Below are 16,751 nucleotides of genomic sequence, written 5' to 3'. Positions count from 1 at the left end.
CTACTTCTGAGGCTCCAGCCGCTACTTCTGAGGCTCCAGCTACTACTTCTGAGGCTCCAGCCGCTACTTCTGAGGCTCCAGCTACTACTTCTGAGGCTCCAGCCGCTACTTCTGAGGCTCCAGCTACTACTTCTGAGGCTCCAGCTACTGCTCAACCATAAATTAATTTAATGTCGATGTAGATGTTTGATATGTAAAATAATAATTCTAAAGCTTTAATTAATTAGAAATTATTAAATAAATACCAGTTTCATAAATCATGAAACTGGTACTTAAATATAGTAAAACAAAATAACTTCATTTATTAATAGGAGATATATAATGTCTGGAATATACTTTTTTTCTATAATACTACTTTACTGTTTATTTATAAATGGTTTTAAAAAATTTTCAAATGAATCAAAGCATGTAGATAAAAAATTCATAATAATATGTGCTTTTATATTTCATATTCTTTTTATAGCTTTATATAAAAAGATAACAATTTATTGTGGTATCAACTTAGTATGTAATTTTATTATAAGTTTTATTATTTATAAATTTTCCTGTGAGTTTATGTCTAAAAATAAATCACTATTATGTTCAAGTTTCTTTCTATTAAATCCTGTATATATAGTATATGCAGCAACATGGACAAAACCTTATAGTATATATTTTTTATGTGTACTTTTAATTTTTATATTTTATTACAAGAATAAAATATATTTAGGGCATACTTTATTTTTAGCTTCTCTATTCATAAATGAATACATTTTGTACTTATATCCTATAACACTTATTGCTCAATCTAATTACATTTTCAAGCAGAAAAATATCTATGAAGACAACAACAATTCATCAATAAAAAAGAATTCTTTATCAAGTATTGTTTTTTATATGGGAATAAGTATAGTAACTTATTTAGAATACACATATAAACTACAGAAATCACTATTCACATATCCTTATACTTCTTGTAATGCATTCAACTTTTGGACTTGTATAAGTAAAAACTGGATAAATATTTATGAAAAATTTTATTTTACATCATATTTTAATATAGGAATCATAATCTTAATAGTCTCAGTAATAAGCATAATTTATTTATATAAAAAATTACATAATAAAGAAAATTCATTGATTGTATTGGGTTATATATACATGACACTTATATTCTGTTTTTTCACTTCAATACACGAAGACTTTTTTGCACCAGTTCTCATAATATTATTAATGCTTTTTATAATTACAAATAAAAAACAGATTTATATTATGTATGTTTCATTTTCAATCCTTCACTTTATGAATCTGGCATATACACTATCAATATATAATCCTAAACAATTTAATATAAACAATCCTTTTGCTTTAATAGGTTCGTTTTTGATTATATGTTCTGTAATTTATAGTATTTACTATTTTATAACCAATGCTCATATATGGACATGTGTTATGAAGCCTAAAGAAAATGTTAACCCAATAGATGATACAGACAAAAAATATAAATTTATAGAGAAATTTAATCCTATATATACAAAATATGATTATATCTGTATTGCAGTACTTACTGTTATTTTTGCATTCATTGGTTTTTATAGATTAGGAAATAACTTTATACCTCAAACCTCCTATAATCTTTTAAAAGATAAAAATGAAATAGTTTTAGATTTAGGAAGTGAACATAATGTTGATCATTTAAGTATTTTTAATGGTTATTTAGGACGCACAGATATCAATGTTTTAGCATTTAATAGCAAGGATAATACATGGGAAGAAACTAACTCTAAAGACAGAATAGAATCTGAATTCAATTGGAATAATGTGAAAATAAATAATACTACTCAATTTTTACGAATAGTTTCTTTAAGTGACCAAATACAGCTGAGAGAAATTGTTATATTAGATGATGAAAACAATACTATTATTCCAGTAAACACCAATCAGTACAGTGCTTTATTTGATGAACAGGACATGTATCTCAAAGATGCAACTTATTTTTATAGAACAATGTTTGATGAAGTCTATTACACTAGAACAGCATATGAATTTATTAATGGACTTAAATCTTATGAAATAACACATCCACCTCTTGGTAAAACAATAATAGCTTTAGGAATAGAGAAATTTGGACTAAATCCATTTGGATGGAGATTTATGTCTGTAATATTCGGAATCTTAATGGTTCCTCTTATGTACATCTTTTCGAGAAAATTATTCAAAAATAGATTTATTTCATGTATGTGTACATTATTATTATGTTTTGATTTTATGCATTTTACACTATCAAGAATTTGTACAATTGATATATTTGTAGCATTTTTCATATTTCTTATGTATTACTTTATGTACTGCTATATCACAGTTGATTTTATTAAAGAAAACCTTAAAAATGTTTTTATTCTATTAGGTTTATGTGGAATAAGCACAGGACTTGCAATAAGCACAAAATGGACTGGATTTTATGCTGCTTTTGGACTTGCAATAATATTTTTTGCTTCACTTTATTTCAGATATATTCAATTTAAAAATGAAAATACTACTTCTTCTGAAAGCACTTTTACCAAATCAAAATTTTCTGGAAAAGTTATAAAAATAATATTGTTCTGTTTCATATGTTTTGTGATTATTCCAATAAGTCTTTATGTACTTTCATATATACCAGTAGTAACCTCAAACAATACTAACAATTTATTCTTAAAAGTCTATGATAATCTGAAATACATGTTTGATTATCATACTAACTTTGTTACAGGAACTCATTCTTACAGTTCCACATGGTATCAGTGGCCATTTATAAGACGACCTCTTTGGGATAGTATAACAATTTTTCAAGGAACTAATATATGTTCTACTGTATCCACTTTAGGAAATCCATTGATATGGTGGCCAGGAATTTTCTGCGTAATATATTGTTTTTATTTAATGATAAAAGAAAAAGATATAAAAGCAGGATTTTTAACTATAGCGTATATGGCTCAGCTTGTTCCATGGATGTTTGTAAAAAGATATACAATGATATATCATTACTTGCCTTGTTCTCTATTTCTAATCTTGAGTATAGGTTATACAGTGGAAAATTTATGTTCACAATTTGCAATATCAAAAATCAGAAAAATGTCAGTAGTTTACTGTTTATTGGTTGTTCTTGTATTTGGTGCCTTTTATCCTGCTATATCTGGATATCCTGTAAACAGAAATTATGTTCAGAAATTTCTAGAACTAAGAGAAACTTGGAATTTTGAATAGGAAGGAGACTTTATTATGTGTGAAATCTTATATTTAGTTGTTCCCTGTTACAATGAAGAAAAAGTAATAAGAGAAACAGCTAAAAGACTGCTTTTTAAGCTTCAAGAAATGATTGAAAACAAAATTATTTCCAAAAACAGCAAAATAGTTTTTGTTAATGATGGCTCATCTGACAATACATGGAACATAATAAAAGAACTTCATTCTAATAATGATATATATTGTGGAATAAACCTCTCTAGAAACAGAGGACATCAAAATGCTCTCCTTGCAGGACTCCTCACAGTTAAAGAATATGCTGATATTGTTATATCATTAGATGCTGACCTTCAAGATGACATTGAAATCATTAATGAATTTGTTAAAAAGTATTATGAAGGAAATGATATTGTGTATGGTGTAAGAGAATCAAGAGAATGTGATAGCTTTTTTAAGAAGACAACTGCTTTGGCATTTTATAAATTTATGAACCTAATAGGAGTTGAAAGTATTTGTAATCATGCTGATTATCGTCTTCTAAGTAAAAGGGTTTTAAATGAATTGGCCAACTTTAAAGAAGTAAACCTATTTTTAAGAGGACTTATCCCTCTAATAGGATTTAAATGGGCAACTGTAAAATATAAAAGACATGAAAGATTTGCTGGTGAATCTAAATATCCTTTATGTAAAATGTTGTACTTTGCATTAGATGGAATAACATCATTAAGTGTAAAACCCATACGAATGATTTCTGCTGTTGGATTTATGATTTTTTGTATCAGTGTATGTGTATTTATTTATACCATAATTGTTAAACTTCTAGGAAAAACTGTATCAGGATGGACTTCCTTAGCGATTTCAATATGGATTCTTGGTGGAATACAACTCTTATCTCTAGGTGTTATAGGTGAATATATAGGAAAAATATACAGTGAAACAAAACAAAGACCTAGATTTATCATTATGGACAAGTTATTAACTAAAAATAATAAATAAACAATGGGTGGTATTAAAAATGAAAAAAGCAATCATCATTGGTGCAGGACCAGCAGGTATAACTGCTGCATATGAGTTATTAAAAAAATCAAAAGAATATGAAGTTATAATACTAGAAGAAACAGATGCAATTGGCGGAATAGCAAGAACTATAAATCATAATGGCAATAGAATGGATATCGGTGGGCATAGATTCTTTTCCAAAGACGAAAAAGTTAAAAAATGGTGGAATGAACTTATGCCGATTCAAGGAAAAGATTCATTTGATGACATTATTCTAAAAAGAAATAAAAAGTTATCTCCAAATGGTCCAGATCCAGAAATCGAAGATAAAGTTATGCTTATAAGAAATAGAATTTCAAGAATATATTATGAGAAAAAATTTTTTGATTATCCAGTAACTATGAAATATCAGACAATTAAAAATTTAGGTCTCATACGTACAATAAAAGTTGGATTTAGTTATTTAAAATCTACAATATGTAAATTAAAAGAGATTAATCTTGAAAATTTTTATATAAATAGATTTGGAAGAATTCTATATTCTATGTTCTTTGAAGGATATACAGAAAAGCTCTGGGGAAGACATCCAAGAGACATTTCTCCAGACTGGGGTGAACAAAGAGTAAAAGGATTATCTATAACAGCTCTTATAAAAGATATAATTATTAAAAGAACATCTAACGGCAAAAATAAAAATATTGAAACATCTTTAATTGAAGAATTTTATTATCCTAAATTTGGTCCAGGTCAACTATGGGAAACAGCTGCAGCCGAAATAGAGAAAATGGGTGGGAAAATATTAAAAAGAAGTAAAGTAACAAAATTAATATCTCAATCAGATAAAATTACAGCAGTTAATTATATAAATACTGAAAATAACGAGCTATTAACTATAGAAGGTGATATTTTTCTTTCTTCTATGCCCTTAAAGGACCTTGTTGAAAGTATTGATAAAAATGTTCCTGAAAAAATATCTAATATAGCAAAAGGATTACCATATAGAGATTTTGTTACAATTGGTCTGTTAGTAAATAAATTGAATCTTATAAATGAAACATCCATAAAAACAATAAACAATATCATTCCAGACTGCTGGATTTATGTTCAGGATATTGGAGTTAAACTTGGACGCATACAAATATTTAATAACTGGTCACCATATCTGATAAAAGATATAAACAATACAGTTTGGATTGGACTTGAATATTTTTGCAATGAAAATGATAGCTTTTGGAATATGACTGAAAAAGAAAGTGTTGATTTTGCTGTAAATGAACTTATAAAAATGGGAATATTAAATAATAAAAATGAAATATTAGATTTTCATAGAGAACATGTAAAGAAAGCATATCCTGCTTATTTTGATACATATACAGAAATTGATAAAGTAATTAAATTTGTAGATAACTTTGATAATCTCTATTGTATTGGAAGAAATGGTCAGCATAGATATAATAATATGGATCACTCTATGATAACAGCATTTGAAAGTGTAAATAACATCATAACAGGAAAAAAAGATAAAAATAATATCTGGAATGTTAATACTGAAAAGAAATATCATGAAAAATGTTAATTTTTTAATTTCACCACAAAAAAGACAGCCTAAAATTTAAAGGCTGTCTTTTTTTATATACTATATTACACAAAATTCATCTTACATTCTATGAATTTTCATGATTTGCTTTTTCTAAATATCAATTCTTATTTTTAGTACTGTTTATAATATCTATCACTTTATTGACTTCAGCTTCAGGAACTTCTTCATATCTTACAAATTCTTTTGAAAATACACCACGTCCCTGAGTCAATGAACGTAATTCTGTAGCATATTTTCTCATTTCTGCCATTGGAATTTCTGCAATAACCTTTTGTTTTTCTCCTTCTGGTTCCATTCCAATAACTCTTCCCCTCTTCTTATTTATATCAGCTATTACATCACCCATATATTCATCTGGTATTAATACATCAACCTGCATTATAGGTTCTAAAAGTATAGGTTTAGCTTGTTCTAATCCTTTTTTGTAAGCTATTGAAGCTGCCATTTTAAATGCCATTTCAGATGAATCAACTGAATGATAAGAACCATCATGAAGTGTTGCCTTTAAGCCTATAACTGGACATCCAGCTAATACTCCATGTGAAATACATTCCCTCAATCCTTTTTCTACAGCTGGAATGAAGTTTCTAGGAACAGCTCCACCAACAACTTTGTCCACAAATTCTAAATCATCTTTTCCATCATCCCTAGGTTCAAATTTAATAATAACATCTCCATATTGTCCATGACCTCCAGACTGTTTCTTATGTTTACCTTGAACATCTGAAAAGCCCTTTATTGTCTCTTTATATGGAACTTTAGGAAGATCTAAATTAATATCAACACCATACTTACTCTTTATCTTGCTTGCAATTATGTTAATATGTGTTTCACCTAGACCAGAGATGATAGTTTCTGCATTTTCTATATCTCTTGAAATTTCAAATACAGGATCCTCTTCCCTCAATTTAGATAGTGATTGAGATATTTTATCCTCATCGCCCTTAGCTTTAGGTACAACTGCCATTGAACATACTGTCTTAGGGAAATTCATCTTATCATATATAACTTTAAATTCTGGACTGCATAAAGTATCTCCAGTGCTTGTGTATTGAAGTTTTGAAATAGCTCCTATATCCCCTGCAATTATCTTCTTTGCAGGAATCTGAGTCTTACCTCTCAAGAAAAATATATGTGATAATTTTTCATTTTTATTCTTATTTGTATTAATGACTGTCATTTCATCATCTGCTTCACCAGTCATAACTCTGAAAAATGAAATTTTACCTACAAATGGATCTGCAATTGTCTTAAACACTAATGCTGAAAATGGCTTTTTTTCATCAAGACCTATGAATACCTCTTCATTTTTCTCTACATCAACAGCTTTTTGTGGAATTGCATATTCAGGAGAAGGGAAACATTCTACAATATCTTCAAGCAAGGTATCTATTCCAATAACCTTTAGTGCACTTCCACACATAACTGGTGCAATATCACCATTTGCACATCCTTTAATAAGTCCATTATAAATTTCCTCATCTGTCAAAGTTCCTTCATTGAAATACTTATCTAAAAGTGCTTCATCTGTTTCTGCTACTGATTCCATAATCATTATTTTACAGTCATGAACTTTTTCTTTTAATTCTTCAGGAACATCAACAGTTTTTATTTCCTTTGTATTTACATCATATATTTTTGCTTTTTCAGAAATTATGTTTATTACTCCTTTAAAGTTATCTTCACTTCCTATTGGATATTGAATTGGAACAACACTTATTCCAAATTTTTGATTTAACTGATCAAGTACTTTATCAAAACTTGAATTTTCTCTATCTAATTTATTTATAAATATTGTTCTTGGTAATTTTATTTTATTACAATATTCCCATGCTTTTTCTGTACCAGCTTTAACTCCTGATACCCCACTGACAACAATCATAGCAACGTCTACAGCTCTCATTCCTTGAATTAGTTCTCCCTGAAAATCAGCATAACCAGGAATATCAACTATATTTATCTTAACATTATCCAATTCAACTGGAGCTACTGAAAGAGAAATAGAAAACTTTCTCTTTTTTTCTTCTGGATCAAAATCCAATACTGTTGTACCATCTTCAATCTTTCCTAATCTATCGGTTATCTTTGAATAATACAAAATACTCTCTGCTAAAGCAGTCTTTCCTGTACCATTATGCCCTATAAGCCCTACATTTCTTAAATTATTTATAGTGTAATTCCTCATAAATTCTGCCAAGTCCTAAAGTTCTATTAGAAAATGGCTGCCACCTGCCTTTCATGTACATTAATCTTTAAACCCTGCTAAAAAACAGCTCAATTTTATATATTTAATATATTATATGTAGCCTATACCCTTATAATTAATAATTCTATTCATATTTGTTAAATCCTTTTTATTTCTCTAAATTTTCTGAAAACTTATTTGTTTAGCAATAATTTTCACTTTTGTATTGTTACTTTCTTTGTATTATAATTAGATTTGATTGTTAAATATCTTCATTAATTATTGATGTGAATTTGGCAATATTAAAATTATTTATATATCAAGGAGTTTTAAATATTTATGAAAGGCTATTCATTAAGCAGATCAAAAGAAAATACACTTAGTAAATTCAGCTTATATTTCACAAATTTTGTAGTATGTTTACTTTTTATAATCTTTTTGATAGTATTCGCTACAACATTTTCTACTGTGTATAATAATTTTAAGTATCCTAACTATGTAAGCATAAGTCTCATCTTATTATACATAGCATTAGCATGTTCATTTATATATGGTATTCATAAGAAAATCAAAAAGAAAATAATGTTTTATTATATTCTTATTTTAGGCTTTATTTTAAGGCTTGTATGGGCACTTATAACAAAAAGTTATCCTGTATCAGATTTCTTAGCTATATATGAAGCTGCGGGAGGACTTCTACAGGGTGACACAACTCCTTTCAAAGGACTTGGTTACTTTGCAAGATTTCCACATAATACTCCATATATATTATTGTTTTCTGTTATGAGAAAATTCTTTGGAGATAATGGGCTTTTTGTAATGAAAATGTTAAATGTAGTTTTATCAACTATATCTATTGCTTTAGTTTATGCTATATGCAATAAAATTTTTAAAGACCAGAAAAAAATATTGCTTGGAACTTTCTTTATTGCTATTCTTCCATCAGCAGTTTTATATGTTCCAGTATACTGCTCTGAAAACATAGCAATTCCATTTTATTTAGCAAGCATATATTTATTTATATTAGTATTAGAAAAAAAACATAACTGCTTTTTACTTCTTCTAAGTGGTCTTCTTTTATCTGTAGGACATTTATTCAGAATGGTTGCTTATGTAATTTTAATAGCTTATATAATGTATATATTTATATACAGCAAAGAAAAAGTATTATCTAAAATCAGAAATTCATTATTTTTAATAATTTCTTTTATTCTTGTTTTCTTTACTGTTTCAACAATTCTTATAAAGATGGATATCACAGAAAGACATTTATGGGATGGAAGTGAACCAAGTATTACTTCTGCTGTAAGGGGAAGTAACATTGAAAGCGGAGGAAGCTGGAATCCAGAAGATGCAGAATTTATAGACGGAAAATTACAGACTGTTGATAAAGATACTCTTTCTAAAATATGTAAAGAAAGAATTTTAGAAAGATATACAACTACTCCTCCAGCAGAACTCTTTAGATTCTTTATAAAAAAAATTGCTACTCAATGGGCTTATGGAGATAATTCTGGTGCATACTGGTCTGAAATTGGAATTGAAGATAATGATATAATTTTTGATATATCCGGAAAAGGGCTCTTATGGTCACAGCTTGTTTATGCAATAATTTTATTATTCATAATTAAGGGACTGTTTAATAAAGAGGATCACATTGATAATAGAATAATAAATTTATTCTATATTATCTTATGTGGTTTTGGTGCAATGTTATTAATCCTGGAAAATCAATGCAGATATGCTTATATAATTAATTATGTCTTTGCAATACTACCAGTAACAGCTTTAAAATCATCAAATGACAATTAGCCTTAATTTTTAAATAATGATTGATATTGATATTGTGTTACATACGGATTTTCTAAGACTTTAATTTTTAAATAATGATCTATATGCATATATAAAAAATCTGCTTCATAGACCGTGTATTTCTGCTCATTTCCAATAAAAAAAGGATTCTCATGTATAATATGATTATCCTTTTTTTCATTATAATATTAATTTGCCTCTTTTTTGTTTTTCTTTTTTCCAAAAGCAAAAAATTTCATTATTATAAAAGTTACTGGAACACCTATAACAGCAGCTAATGCAAATACTATTAGTTTATTCCATCCAAGCATATTATAGAATATCCATACAAAAATATTTTGTATTATAAAATTAGGTATATATGATATACAGAACTTTATAAATTTAACAAACCCCATACTCTGCCTAAATACTAATGTACTATTTAAAATATATGATATTGTCAATGCAGTGATGTATCCTAAAACAAAGGATACATTTACATCTAAAAAGATGGAATAAATATATGAACATAATATTCCATTTATAGTATTTATGCCTCCAACAATCAAAAAACTAAAAAATTCCCTTGAAAAAAATACACTTTTTAATTTTTTAACTTTTCCAGGTTTATATTGATCCCATTCTACAATGTTATTTCCACTTACTATAAATCTTTGTTGTGCCATCAATGAAATAGGTGCATCACTCAATGAATCTGAATAAAACTTTTCTATTTCACATTTCTCATCATTAGAAAAATATTTTTTAAATCTTAATACTTTTTCCTCTCCATAGCAATTTTCGCCTTCACATACACCTGTATTTTTATTTACTTCTGATGCAATAAGATGCTTTATTCCTATCTTTCTGCATATTGGTATAAGTAAAAATTCTGGAGATGCTGAAATCACAACATCATTATCCTTTCTGCTCTCTAAATACCACAATTTGATTTTCTTTTGATTTTCTTTCCAAAATAGTTCAACCATACTTTCAACATCTTTTATTCCATTAAGAAAAGAATAGAATTTTTCTTTAAAGTAAATCTTTGATTCAAATCCAAACATATACTTAAGAAAACCTATTATTTGAATTGGTAGAAATCTTATAAGTCCTGGATTTTTTTTAAGTGAAAAAATAAAAAAATCCAAAGTACTATCCCCATCATAAATTGTTTTATCAAAGTCATAAACATTCATAATTTTATCCTCATTTTTCTTATTAATCAAAGAATTGCTGTTTCAGATATTCTCCAAGACTCATTTAATATATGTTACAAGATTAAAATCACATCTAAAATTTATCTAACACATGTAAAAATACTGGAAAGATTTCATCCTTCATTGTACATTGTCAATCGTAATATATATTTATTTTATCAAGAAATATTAAGCTTAATTCAATTATAATTAACATGTACAAATTAAGTTTATGCAACTGTGTGATATTTAGTTAACATTGCAATTCATTGAAATTCAATTTTTCATCTAAAATCTTTATATATAAATTATAAATAGTACAATAAGAACATAAAGTAATGTTAATCCTATCAATATCTTATCATTTAAAAGTACACTTACTGGATCGCCATCTGATTCTCCTTCAACATTGAGGCTGTATTTCATGCAGATAATCATAACCAATGGTACCGTCCATACTAAATTGTTGTTAGGGTATTTCTCTATAGTTGTTGAATCCACACACCATAAAGAATAGAACACAATAGTAAGACCTAAACACATATACATGTTCTTATCAAGAAATTCATGATTATAATACTTTAAGACCTTTCTGCTCTTACTTCCCTGAGTATTCAACTCATTTCTTCTCTTTCCAAGTCCTAAATAAAATGACATTGCAATAATAGTAAGATAAAGCCAGTTAGAAACTATAATCTCTGTAATAGCAGAACCATATAAAACTCTGAATAGAAATCCAGATACCAAAATTGTAATATCAACTATAGGGCAATTTTTTAATCCCATACTATAAGCAAAATTCAAACCAACATATAAAATTGAAAATATCCATGCATTAATATTAGTGCCACATGCTAGATAATTTAAAATTATTCCTGCTATTGCAATTATAATAGCCAATATCCTAGCTTCTTTTACTGAAACAGCTCCACTTGCTATTGGTCTTTTACATTTCGTAGGATGCTTTCTATCCTTTTCAACATCCTGAATATCATTTATTACATATACTATTGATGAAAGTATACTGAATGCAAAAAATCCAAATATTGTTTTTATTAATAAATCAATATTTAACAAGTTCTGACTAAATACAAGTGGCAGAAAAATCAGTATGTTTTTTAAATAATGATGAACTCTCATTAGTTTTAAATAGTTTTTCATATCTATACCTCTATATATTTAAATTTACTATGATATATAATATTACAAGATTAAAGTTACATCTAAAACTTATTTAACAAAAATATCAAAGAAATCTTGGAAAAATTTCATCTTTTATTGTTAATTGCAATATATATTTTTTTATATTTAAATTAGATTTATTTGACTTACACTTTTAATATTATACTATATTAAACTTCCTTTAACCACTGTTCATTTTTTATATGATTTTATCCATTAAATTATAAATGCGGTCATTTTTATGACCGCATTTAACATACTATTAATCTTATATAATTTTTTTATTCTAACAACCTTTAATTTTCCTTATCTAAATGTATTACATTAATATTCCAGCACCAACTCCAAGTGGTAGCTTAAATATAAACCATACTATTAGAAGAATACTCCATCCTATTAAAAATACTATTGAATATGGAACCATTGTTGAAATAAGCGTTCCTATTCCTGAATCTTTATCATACTTTTCTGCAAAAGCAACAATCAATGCAAAATAACTCATAAGAGGAGAAATTATATTTGTAGTAGAATCCCCTATTCTATATGCTATTTGCGTTAATTCTGGAGAATACCCTATTCCCATTAACATTGGCACAAATATTGGAGCCATAATTGCCCACTTTGCTGATGCAGAACCCATAAACAGATTTATAAATGCTGCAACTAATATGAATGCTAATAATAAAGGAATACCTTTTATTCCAGTAGCCTCCAAGAAATTAGCTCCTTTAACAGCTATTATAGTACCTAATTTAGTGTATCCAAAGTATGCAACAAACTGCGATGCAAAAAATACTAAAACTATATATGATCCCATAGAAGACATACTTTTACCCATTAAGTTAATGACTTGCTTATCATCTTTTATAGTTTTTTCACCAATACCATATGCTATTCCTGGTATTAAGAATAATATTGATATTATGATAACTATAGAATCCATAAATGGCGATTTTAATATTGCATGTGTCTCTGGGTTTCTTAAAACACCATTATAAGGAACAACTAATAATAAAATTGCTGCTATAGTTATTAAGAATGCTATTCCTGCAAATAGAAGACCTCTTTTTTGCTCTGCAGTAACTTCCATTACTTCATTTTCATCATTTTCACCAGCTTTATATTCACCAAGTCTTGGTTCAATAATTTTTTCAGTTACAATAGTCCCTAAAATAGTTATAAGGAATGTTGATATAATTATAAAATACCAGTTTCCTGTAATACCAACTTCATATGTTGCATCTGATAATCTTGCTGCTTCTGTTGTTATACCTGCTAACAATGCATCTGTTGGTCCTGGGAACAGGTTTGCACTAAATCCTCCTGACACACCTGCAAATGCTGCTGCAATACCAGCTAATGGATGTCTTCCACAACTTTTAAATATTACTGCTCCTAAAGGTATTAATACAACATATCCTGCATCTGAAGCTATATTAGATACAACTCCTGCAAAAACAATAATTACTGTAATAAATCTTTTTGGAGTACTTAAAACTAATTTCTTTAATAATGTTGAAATCAGTCCACTTCCTTCTGCAACTCCAACTCCAAGCAATGCTACTAATACAGTTCCAAGTGGTGCAAAACTCGTAAAGTTTTTAATCGCATTTGTAAACATATACCTAATTCCTTCAGGTGTTAATAGACTTACGACTCCTACTGTCAATTCTTTCAATTCGCCTGTTGCTACATCAATACCTTCATATGTTACAGATGTACCAAGTTTGTATGTAATATGAGACACAACCATAATTATTGCACATAATATTACAAATAATGTTGTTGGATGTGGCAATATATTTCCTATCTTTTCTACAGCGCCAAGTATCCCCAAATTTTTCTTTTCATTTTTCATAATTTCCTCCTTGGTAAAGCATTATAACCTTCATAATATTAATATGAAAATGCTCTGTATTTATACATATTATATAATCAAATTAAATTTTTTTCAATATTTAATTGGTTATGTTGATAAATTTATAGTATATTTTGTAACATTTATGACATATATAAAATAATTGCTCATTTAATTACTTTTCTATTATATTGCTTAAGTAATAATTTTGTATATGTGCTCTAACAATAAAAAATCATTCATAGATTTTTTATAAATATAATTTATATATTCAATAAAAACTCTGCTTTTTAGACTATATGATTCTTCCTTTTTCTAAAATTATCCATATTTTGTTCAAAAATATAATTTCATATGGAATGTAACAGTAGCCTTACAACGCTCTTTTGGGTGATGTAGCTTTTACAGTTTTATACAACATTCCAAAGCATTGATATAGCTTACTTAAATCTAATATTTAAAAATCCTATAATTTTCTGTATAATAAAAAAATCTGCTTCGCAGACTGTGTGTTTCTGCCCCTTCAAAAGTTATCCACAGATTGTTCGAAAATATAATTTCCTATAGAATAAAAAAACCTTAACAAACTTGCTTACAAAATATACTCCATGCAAACAATTTTGTTAAAGTCCTTTAATATTTATCCATTTTAATAATATCTGTTTAACTGCCAATGCCAATTTATAATTAAATAATAAATATTATAATTTTAAAATGACATTGCTTAAATAAAGTATCTTTATTTATATTACATATACTCTAAATAAAGTTTCATAAACTATCTATTTTATTTAGGGTATGTAGATTTCCTATTTCTTTTTAATAAATAAATTTTTTAAAGTAAATAGTAGTACTGCTAAACTTCCTCCGCATGTATCAATTAACACATCTCTAAAATTTCCATCTCTTCCTTCAACAAATAATTGATGGAATTCATCTGTACATGCATATAAAAATACTAAAAATACAGCTAATATTATTAATTGATGTAATTTAAATTTATCTTTTATAAAATTAATTATTAAAAATGCTAATATCATATATTCAAGAAAATGTGCACATTTTCTAATAATAAAATTAGCTATATCTCCAAATATTCCTCTAATATTAAAACCAGCTTCAGATAATATATTTATGATTCCTATACTTTGAGAATCTGAAGCTTCTGCTGGCTGATTAGACATAAAAAATATAAAACTCATCCATATAATAATCAATACTAAATTCATAATATCTTTTCTAATATTTATTTGTCTCTCTTTTATCATTTCAGTATCCCTATCTTACATATATTTTTTATTAACTACTAATTCTTTTCTACCATATATCTATTAATATATGCTAATGATTCTTCTAAAAGTTCTTGACCCTTTTCCAAATTTTCTATTTTAAGTTCTAAATTACACACTCTCTGATCCACTTGATTCATCAATTGTTTTATATCCTGCAATAAATGAGCTTCATAAGTGACTTGAATTCCTTCTGCATCAATAAATACTTTTTCAGGAGGATACCCACATTTAGTACATTTTGCATATACTCCTTTTTTCTCTAAATCTATAAATACCTTAAATACATCATTATTGCATTTTTCACAATTAGACAGCATAGTAAAATCATAATGGCTTACATCATAGTAATAAACACTGCCACATTCCTTACATGTTAATTTTAACTTATTATCTTCTGTTACTATATAGAACTCGTTTCCTTTACACCCATCTTTTTTACAAACGACAGTTCTTATCATAACTTTCTAATCTCCTCTATCTTATAAATTACTAATTTTAATTTTATAATTTTTAAATACATCTTTATAAATATTATGCAAAAAATTATTAATCTATGAAATAGATTATTTATAATTAATATCTGAAATTTATTACTGCTACAATTAAATAAACATAATTATTTGTATTTGAAATAAAACTTATATCTTTTAATTTTTTATTCGCTTAAATTTTTTTTAATCTGCTCTTCAACATTCTTTATCTTATAATCTATTTCTTCTGTATTTTTTCCTTCTAATACAAAAGTTCTTTTTATCAGTTTTAATTCTTTCAATTTATCTTCTAAAATCAATTTAGTATCCATAAATCTTCATCTCCATTCAAAATTATTACTGTCTATTTATGCATAATAAAAAATCAGTTCAATTTCTATTATAATTATTGCCAATCAATCTGTCACTTACTTTAACTCAATTTAATTATGACTATTTTCAATTCATTATATTAATATATTTTATTTTTCTATAATTATTCCAATAATAAATCAAATTATTTATTTTAATTTTGTAATCAAATACATGATCATTACATATATTGTAATTAATTTCCATCATATATATATATCTTAATAAAGAGTATTAAATAATAATTTAATAGAATTGTAACTATACTTTATATTGACTCAATAGATTAAAATCCATAATAAAAAGACTATGAATAAATTCATAGTCTTTCACTTTAATGGTGGAGATAAAGAGATTCGAACTCTTGACCCCCTGCGTGCAAGGCAGGTGCTCTCCCAACTGAGCTATACCCCCATAAATGGTGGACCTTCAGGGACTCGAACCCCGGACCTACCGGTTATGAGCCGGTTGCTCTAACCAACTGAGCTAAAGATCCTTCTATTCTTGTATTAACAAGAATACCTGGCAACGTCCTACTCTTCCACACAGTCTCCCGTGCAGTACCATCGGCGCTATAGACCTTAACTTTCCTGTTC

The 16,751-nt window shown here is 27.1% G+C and carries 11 protein-coding genes and 2 tRNA genes; 4 read left to right on the top strand and 9 right to left on the bottom strand.

Annotated elements, in window-relative coordinates; translation table 11 throughout:
* The first annotated feature begins 1,431 nt into the window (after positions 1–1,431).
* From Q0F58_RS12385 to Q0F58_RS12375, 3 genes are read left to right on the top strand one after another with little or no spacing between them, the layout of a single operon-like run.
* Positions 1,432–3,225: a phospholipid carrier-dependent glycosyltransferase gene (locus Q0F58_RS12385; RefSeq protein ID WP_294377002.1), complete on the top strand. Its 1,794-nt coding sequence runs from the start codon at positions 1,432–1,434 to the stop codon at positions 3,223–3,225.
* A gap of 15 nt (positions 3,226–3,240) precedes the next feature.
* Positions 3,241–4,200, top strand: coding sequence for a glycosyltransferase family 2 protein (locus tag Q0F58_RS12380; protein WP_294377000.1), 960 nt, complete (start codon positions 3,241–3,243; stop codon positions 4,198–4,200).
* 7 nt (positions 4,201–4,207) lie between these two features.
* Complete coding sequence (locus Q0F58_RS12375; RefSeq protein ID WP_294376997.1) at positions 4,208–5,779, top strand: NAD(P)/FAD-dependent oxidoreductase; 1,572 nt, start codon at positions 4,208–4,210, stop codon at positions 5,777–5,779.
* A gap of 121 nt (positions 5,780–5,900) precedes the next feature.
* Here Q0F58_RS12375 and fusA read toward each other — a convergent pair whose 3' ends face one another.
* Positions 5,901–7,988, bottom strand: coding sequence for an elongation factor G (fusA, locus tag Q0F58_RS12370; RefSeq protein WP_294376994.1), 2,088 nt, complete (start codon positions 7,986–7,988; stop codon positions 5,901–5,903).
* 339 nt (positions 7,989–8,327) lie between these two features.
* Here fusA and Q0F58_RS12365 point away from each other — a divergent pair, with 339 nt between their 5' ends.
* Positions 8,328–9,800, top strand: coding sequence for a glycosyltransferase family 39 protein (locus tag Q0F58_RS12365; protein WP_294376992.1), 1,473 nt, complete (start codon positions 8,328–8,330; stop codon positions 9,798–9,800).
* A gap of 188 nt (positions 9,801–9,988) precedes the next feature.
* On the opposite strand, the gene Q0F58_RS19655 is transcribed toward Q0F58_RS12365, so the two are convergent.
* The 8 genes from Q0F58_RS19655 to Q0F58_RS12320 all read right to left on the bottom strand — a co-directional run bounded on the left by Q0F58_RS19655 (position 9,989) and on the right by Q0F58_RS12320 (position 16,651).
* Positions 9,989–10,981, bottom strand: coding sequence for an HAD-IB family phosphatase (locus tag Q0F58_RS19655; RefSeq protein ID WP_367118180.1), 993 nt, complete (start codon positions 10,979–10,981; stop codon positions 9,989–9,991).
* A gap of 297 nt (positions 10,982–11,278) precedes the next feature.
* The gene (locus tag Q0F58_RS12350; RefSeq protein WP_294376990.1) at positions 11,279–12,142 is read right to left on the bottom strand and encodes a UbiA prenyltransferase family protein; all 864 of its coding nucleotides are present in this window, start codon (positions 12,140–12,142) and stop codon (positions 11,279–11,281) included.
* Between the two features lie 340 nt (positions 12,143–12,482).
* Positions 12,483–14,021, bottom strand: coding sequence for an AbgT family transporter (locus Q0F58_RS12345; protein WP_294376989.1), 1,539 nt, complete (start codon positions 14,019–14,021; stop codon positions 12,483–12,485).
* Between the two features lie 809 nt (positions 14,022–14,830).
* Positions 14,831–15,289, bottom strand: a complete 459-nt coding sequence (locus tag Q0F58_RS12340; protein ID WP_294376986.1) for a VanZ family protein — start codon at positions 15,287–15,289, stop codon at positions 14,831–14,833.
* Between the two features lie 38 nt (positions 15,290–15,327).
* Positions 15,328–15,771: a hypothetical protein gene (locus tag Q0F58_RS12335; RefSeq protein WP_294376984.1), complete on the bottom strand. Its 444-nt coding sequence runs from the start codon at positions 15,769–15,771 to the stop codon at positions 15,328–15,330.
* 197 nt (positions 15,772–15,968) lie between these two features.
* Entirely contained in the window at positions 15,969–16,115 is a 147-nt protein-coding gene (locus tag Q0F58_RS12330; protein WP_294376981.1) for a hypothetical protein, read from the bottom strand.
* Between the two features lie 378 nt (positions 16,116–16,493).
* Positions 16,494–16,569: transfer RNA gene (locus Q0F58_RS12325), tRNA-Ala, on the bottom strand.
* 5 nt (positions 16,570–16,574) lie between these two features.
* A tRNA-Ile gene (locus Q0F58_RS12320) sits at positions 16,575–16,651 on the bottom strand.
* Positions 16,652–16,751: the final 100 nt, after the last annotated feature.

This window comes from uncultured Clostridium sp., from assembly GCF_934754915.1.
GTDB lineage: Bacteria > Bacillota > Clostridia > Clostridiales > Clostridiaceae > Clostridium.
The sequence above is the reverse complement of the archived record's forward strand: the minus strand, read 5'-3'. Positions and strand labels throughout refer to the sequence as shown.

Excerpts from the sequence above, each read along its gene's own strand:
- Q0F58_RS19655 (WP_367118180.1), bottom strand. The coding sequence starts at position 10,981 with ATGAATGTTTATGACTTTGATAAAACAATTTATGATGGGGATAGTACT.
- Q0F58_RS12335 (WP_294376984.1), bottom strand. The coding sequence starts at position 15,771 with ATGATAAGAACTGTCGTTTGTAAAAAAGATGGGTGTAAAGGAAACGAG.
- Q0F58_RS12385 (WP_294377002.1), top strand. The coding sequence starts at position 1,432 with ATGAAGCCTAAAGAAAATGTTAACCCAATAGATGATACAGACAAAAAA.
- Q0F58_RS12340 (WP_294376986.1), bottom strand. The coding sequence starts at position 15,289 with ATGATAAAAGAGAGACAAATAAATATTAGAAAAGATATTATGAATTTA.
- Q0F58_RS12350 (WP_294376990.1), bottom strand. The coding sequence starts at position 12,142 with ATGAAAAACTATTTAAAACTAATGAGAGTTCATCATTATTTAAAAAAC.
- Q0F58_RS12365 (WP_294376992.1), top strand. The coding sequence starts at position 8,328 with ATGAAAGGCTATTCATTAAGCAGATCAAAAGAAAATACACTTAGTAAA.
- Q0F58_RS12330 (WP_294376981.1), bottom strand. The coding sequence starts at position 16,115 with ATGGATACTAAATTGATTTTAGAAGATAAATTGAAAGAATTAAAACTG.
- Q0F58_RS12345 (WP_294376989.1), bottom strand. The coding sequence starts at position 14,021 with ATGAAAAATGAAAAGAAAAATTTGGGGATACTTGGCGCTGTAGAAAAG.
- fusA (WP_294376994.1), bottom strand. The coding sequence starts at position 7,988 with ATGAGGAATTACACTATAAATAATTTAAGAAATGTAGGGCTTATAGGG.
- Q0F58_RS12380 (WP_294377000.1), top strand. The coding sequence starts at position 3,241 with ATGTGTGAAATCTTATATTTAGTTGTTCCCTGTTACAATGAAGAAAAA.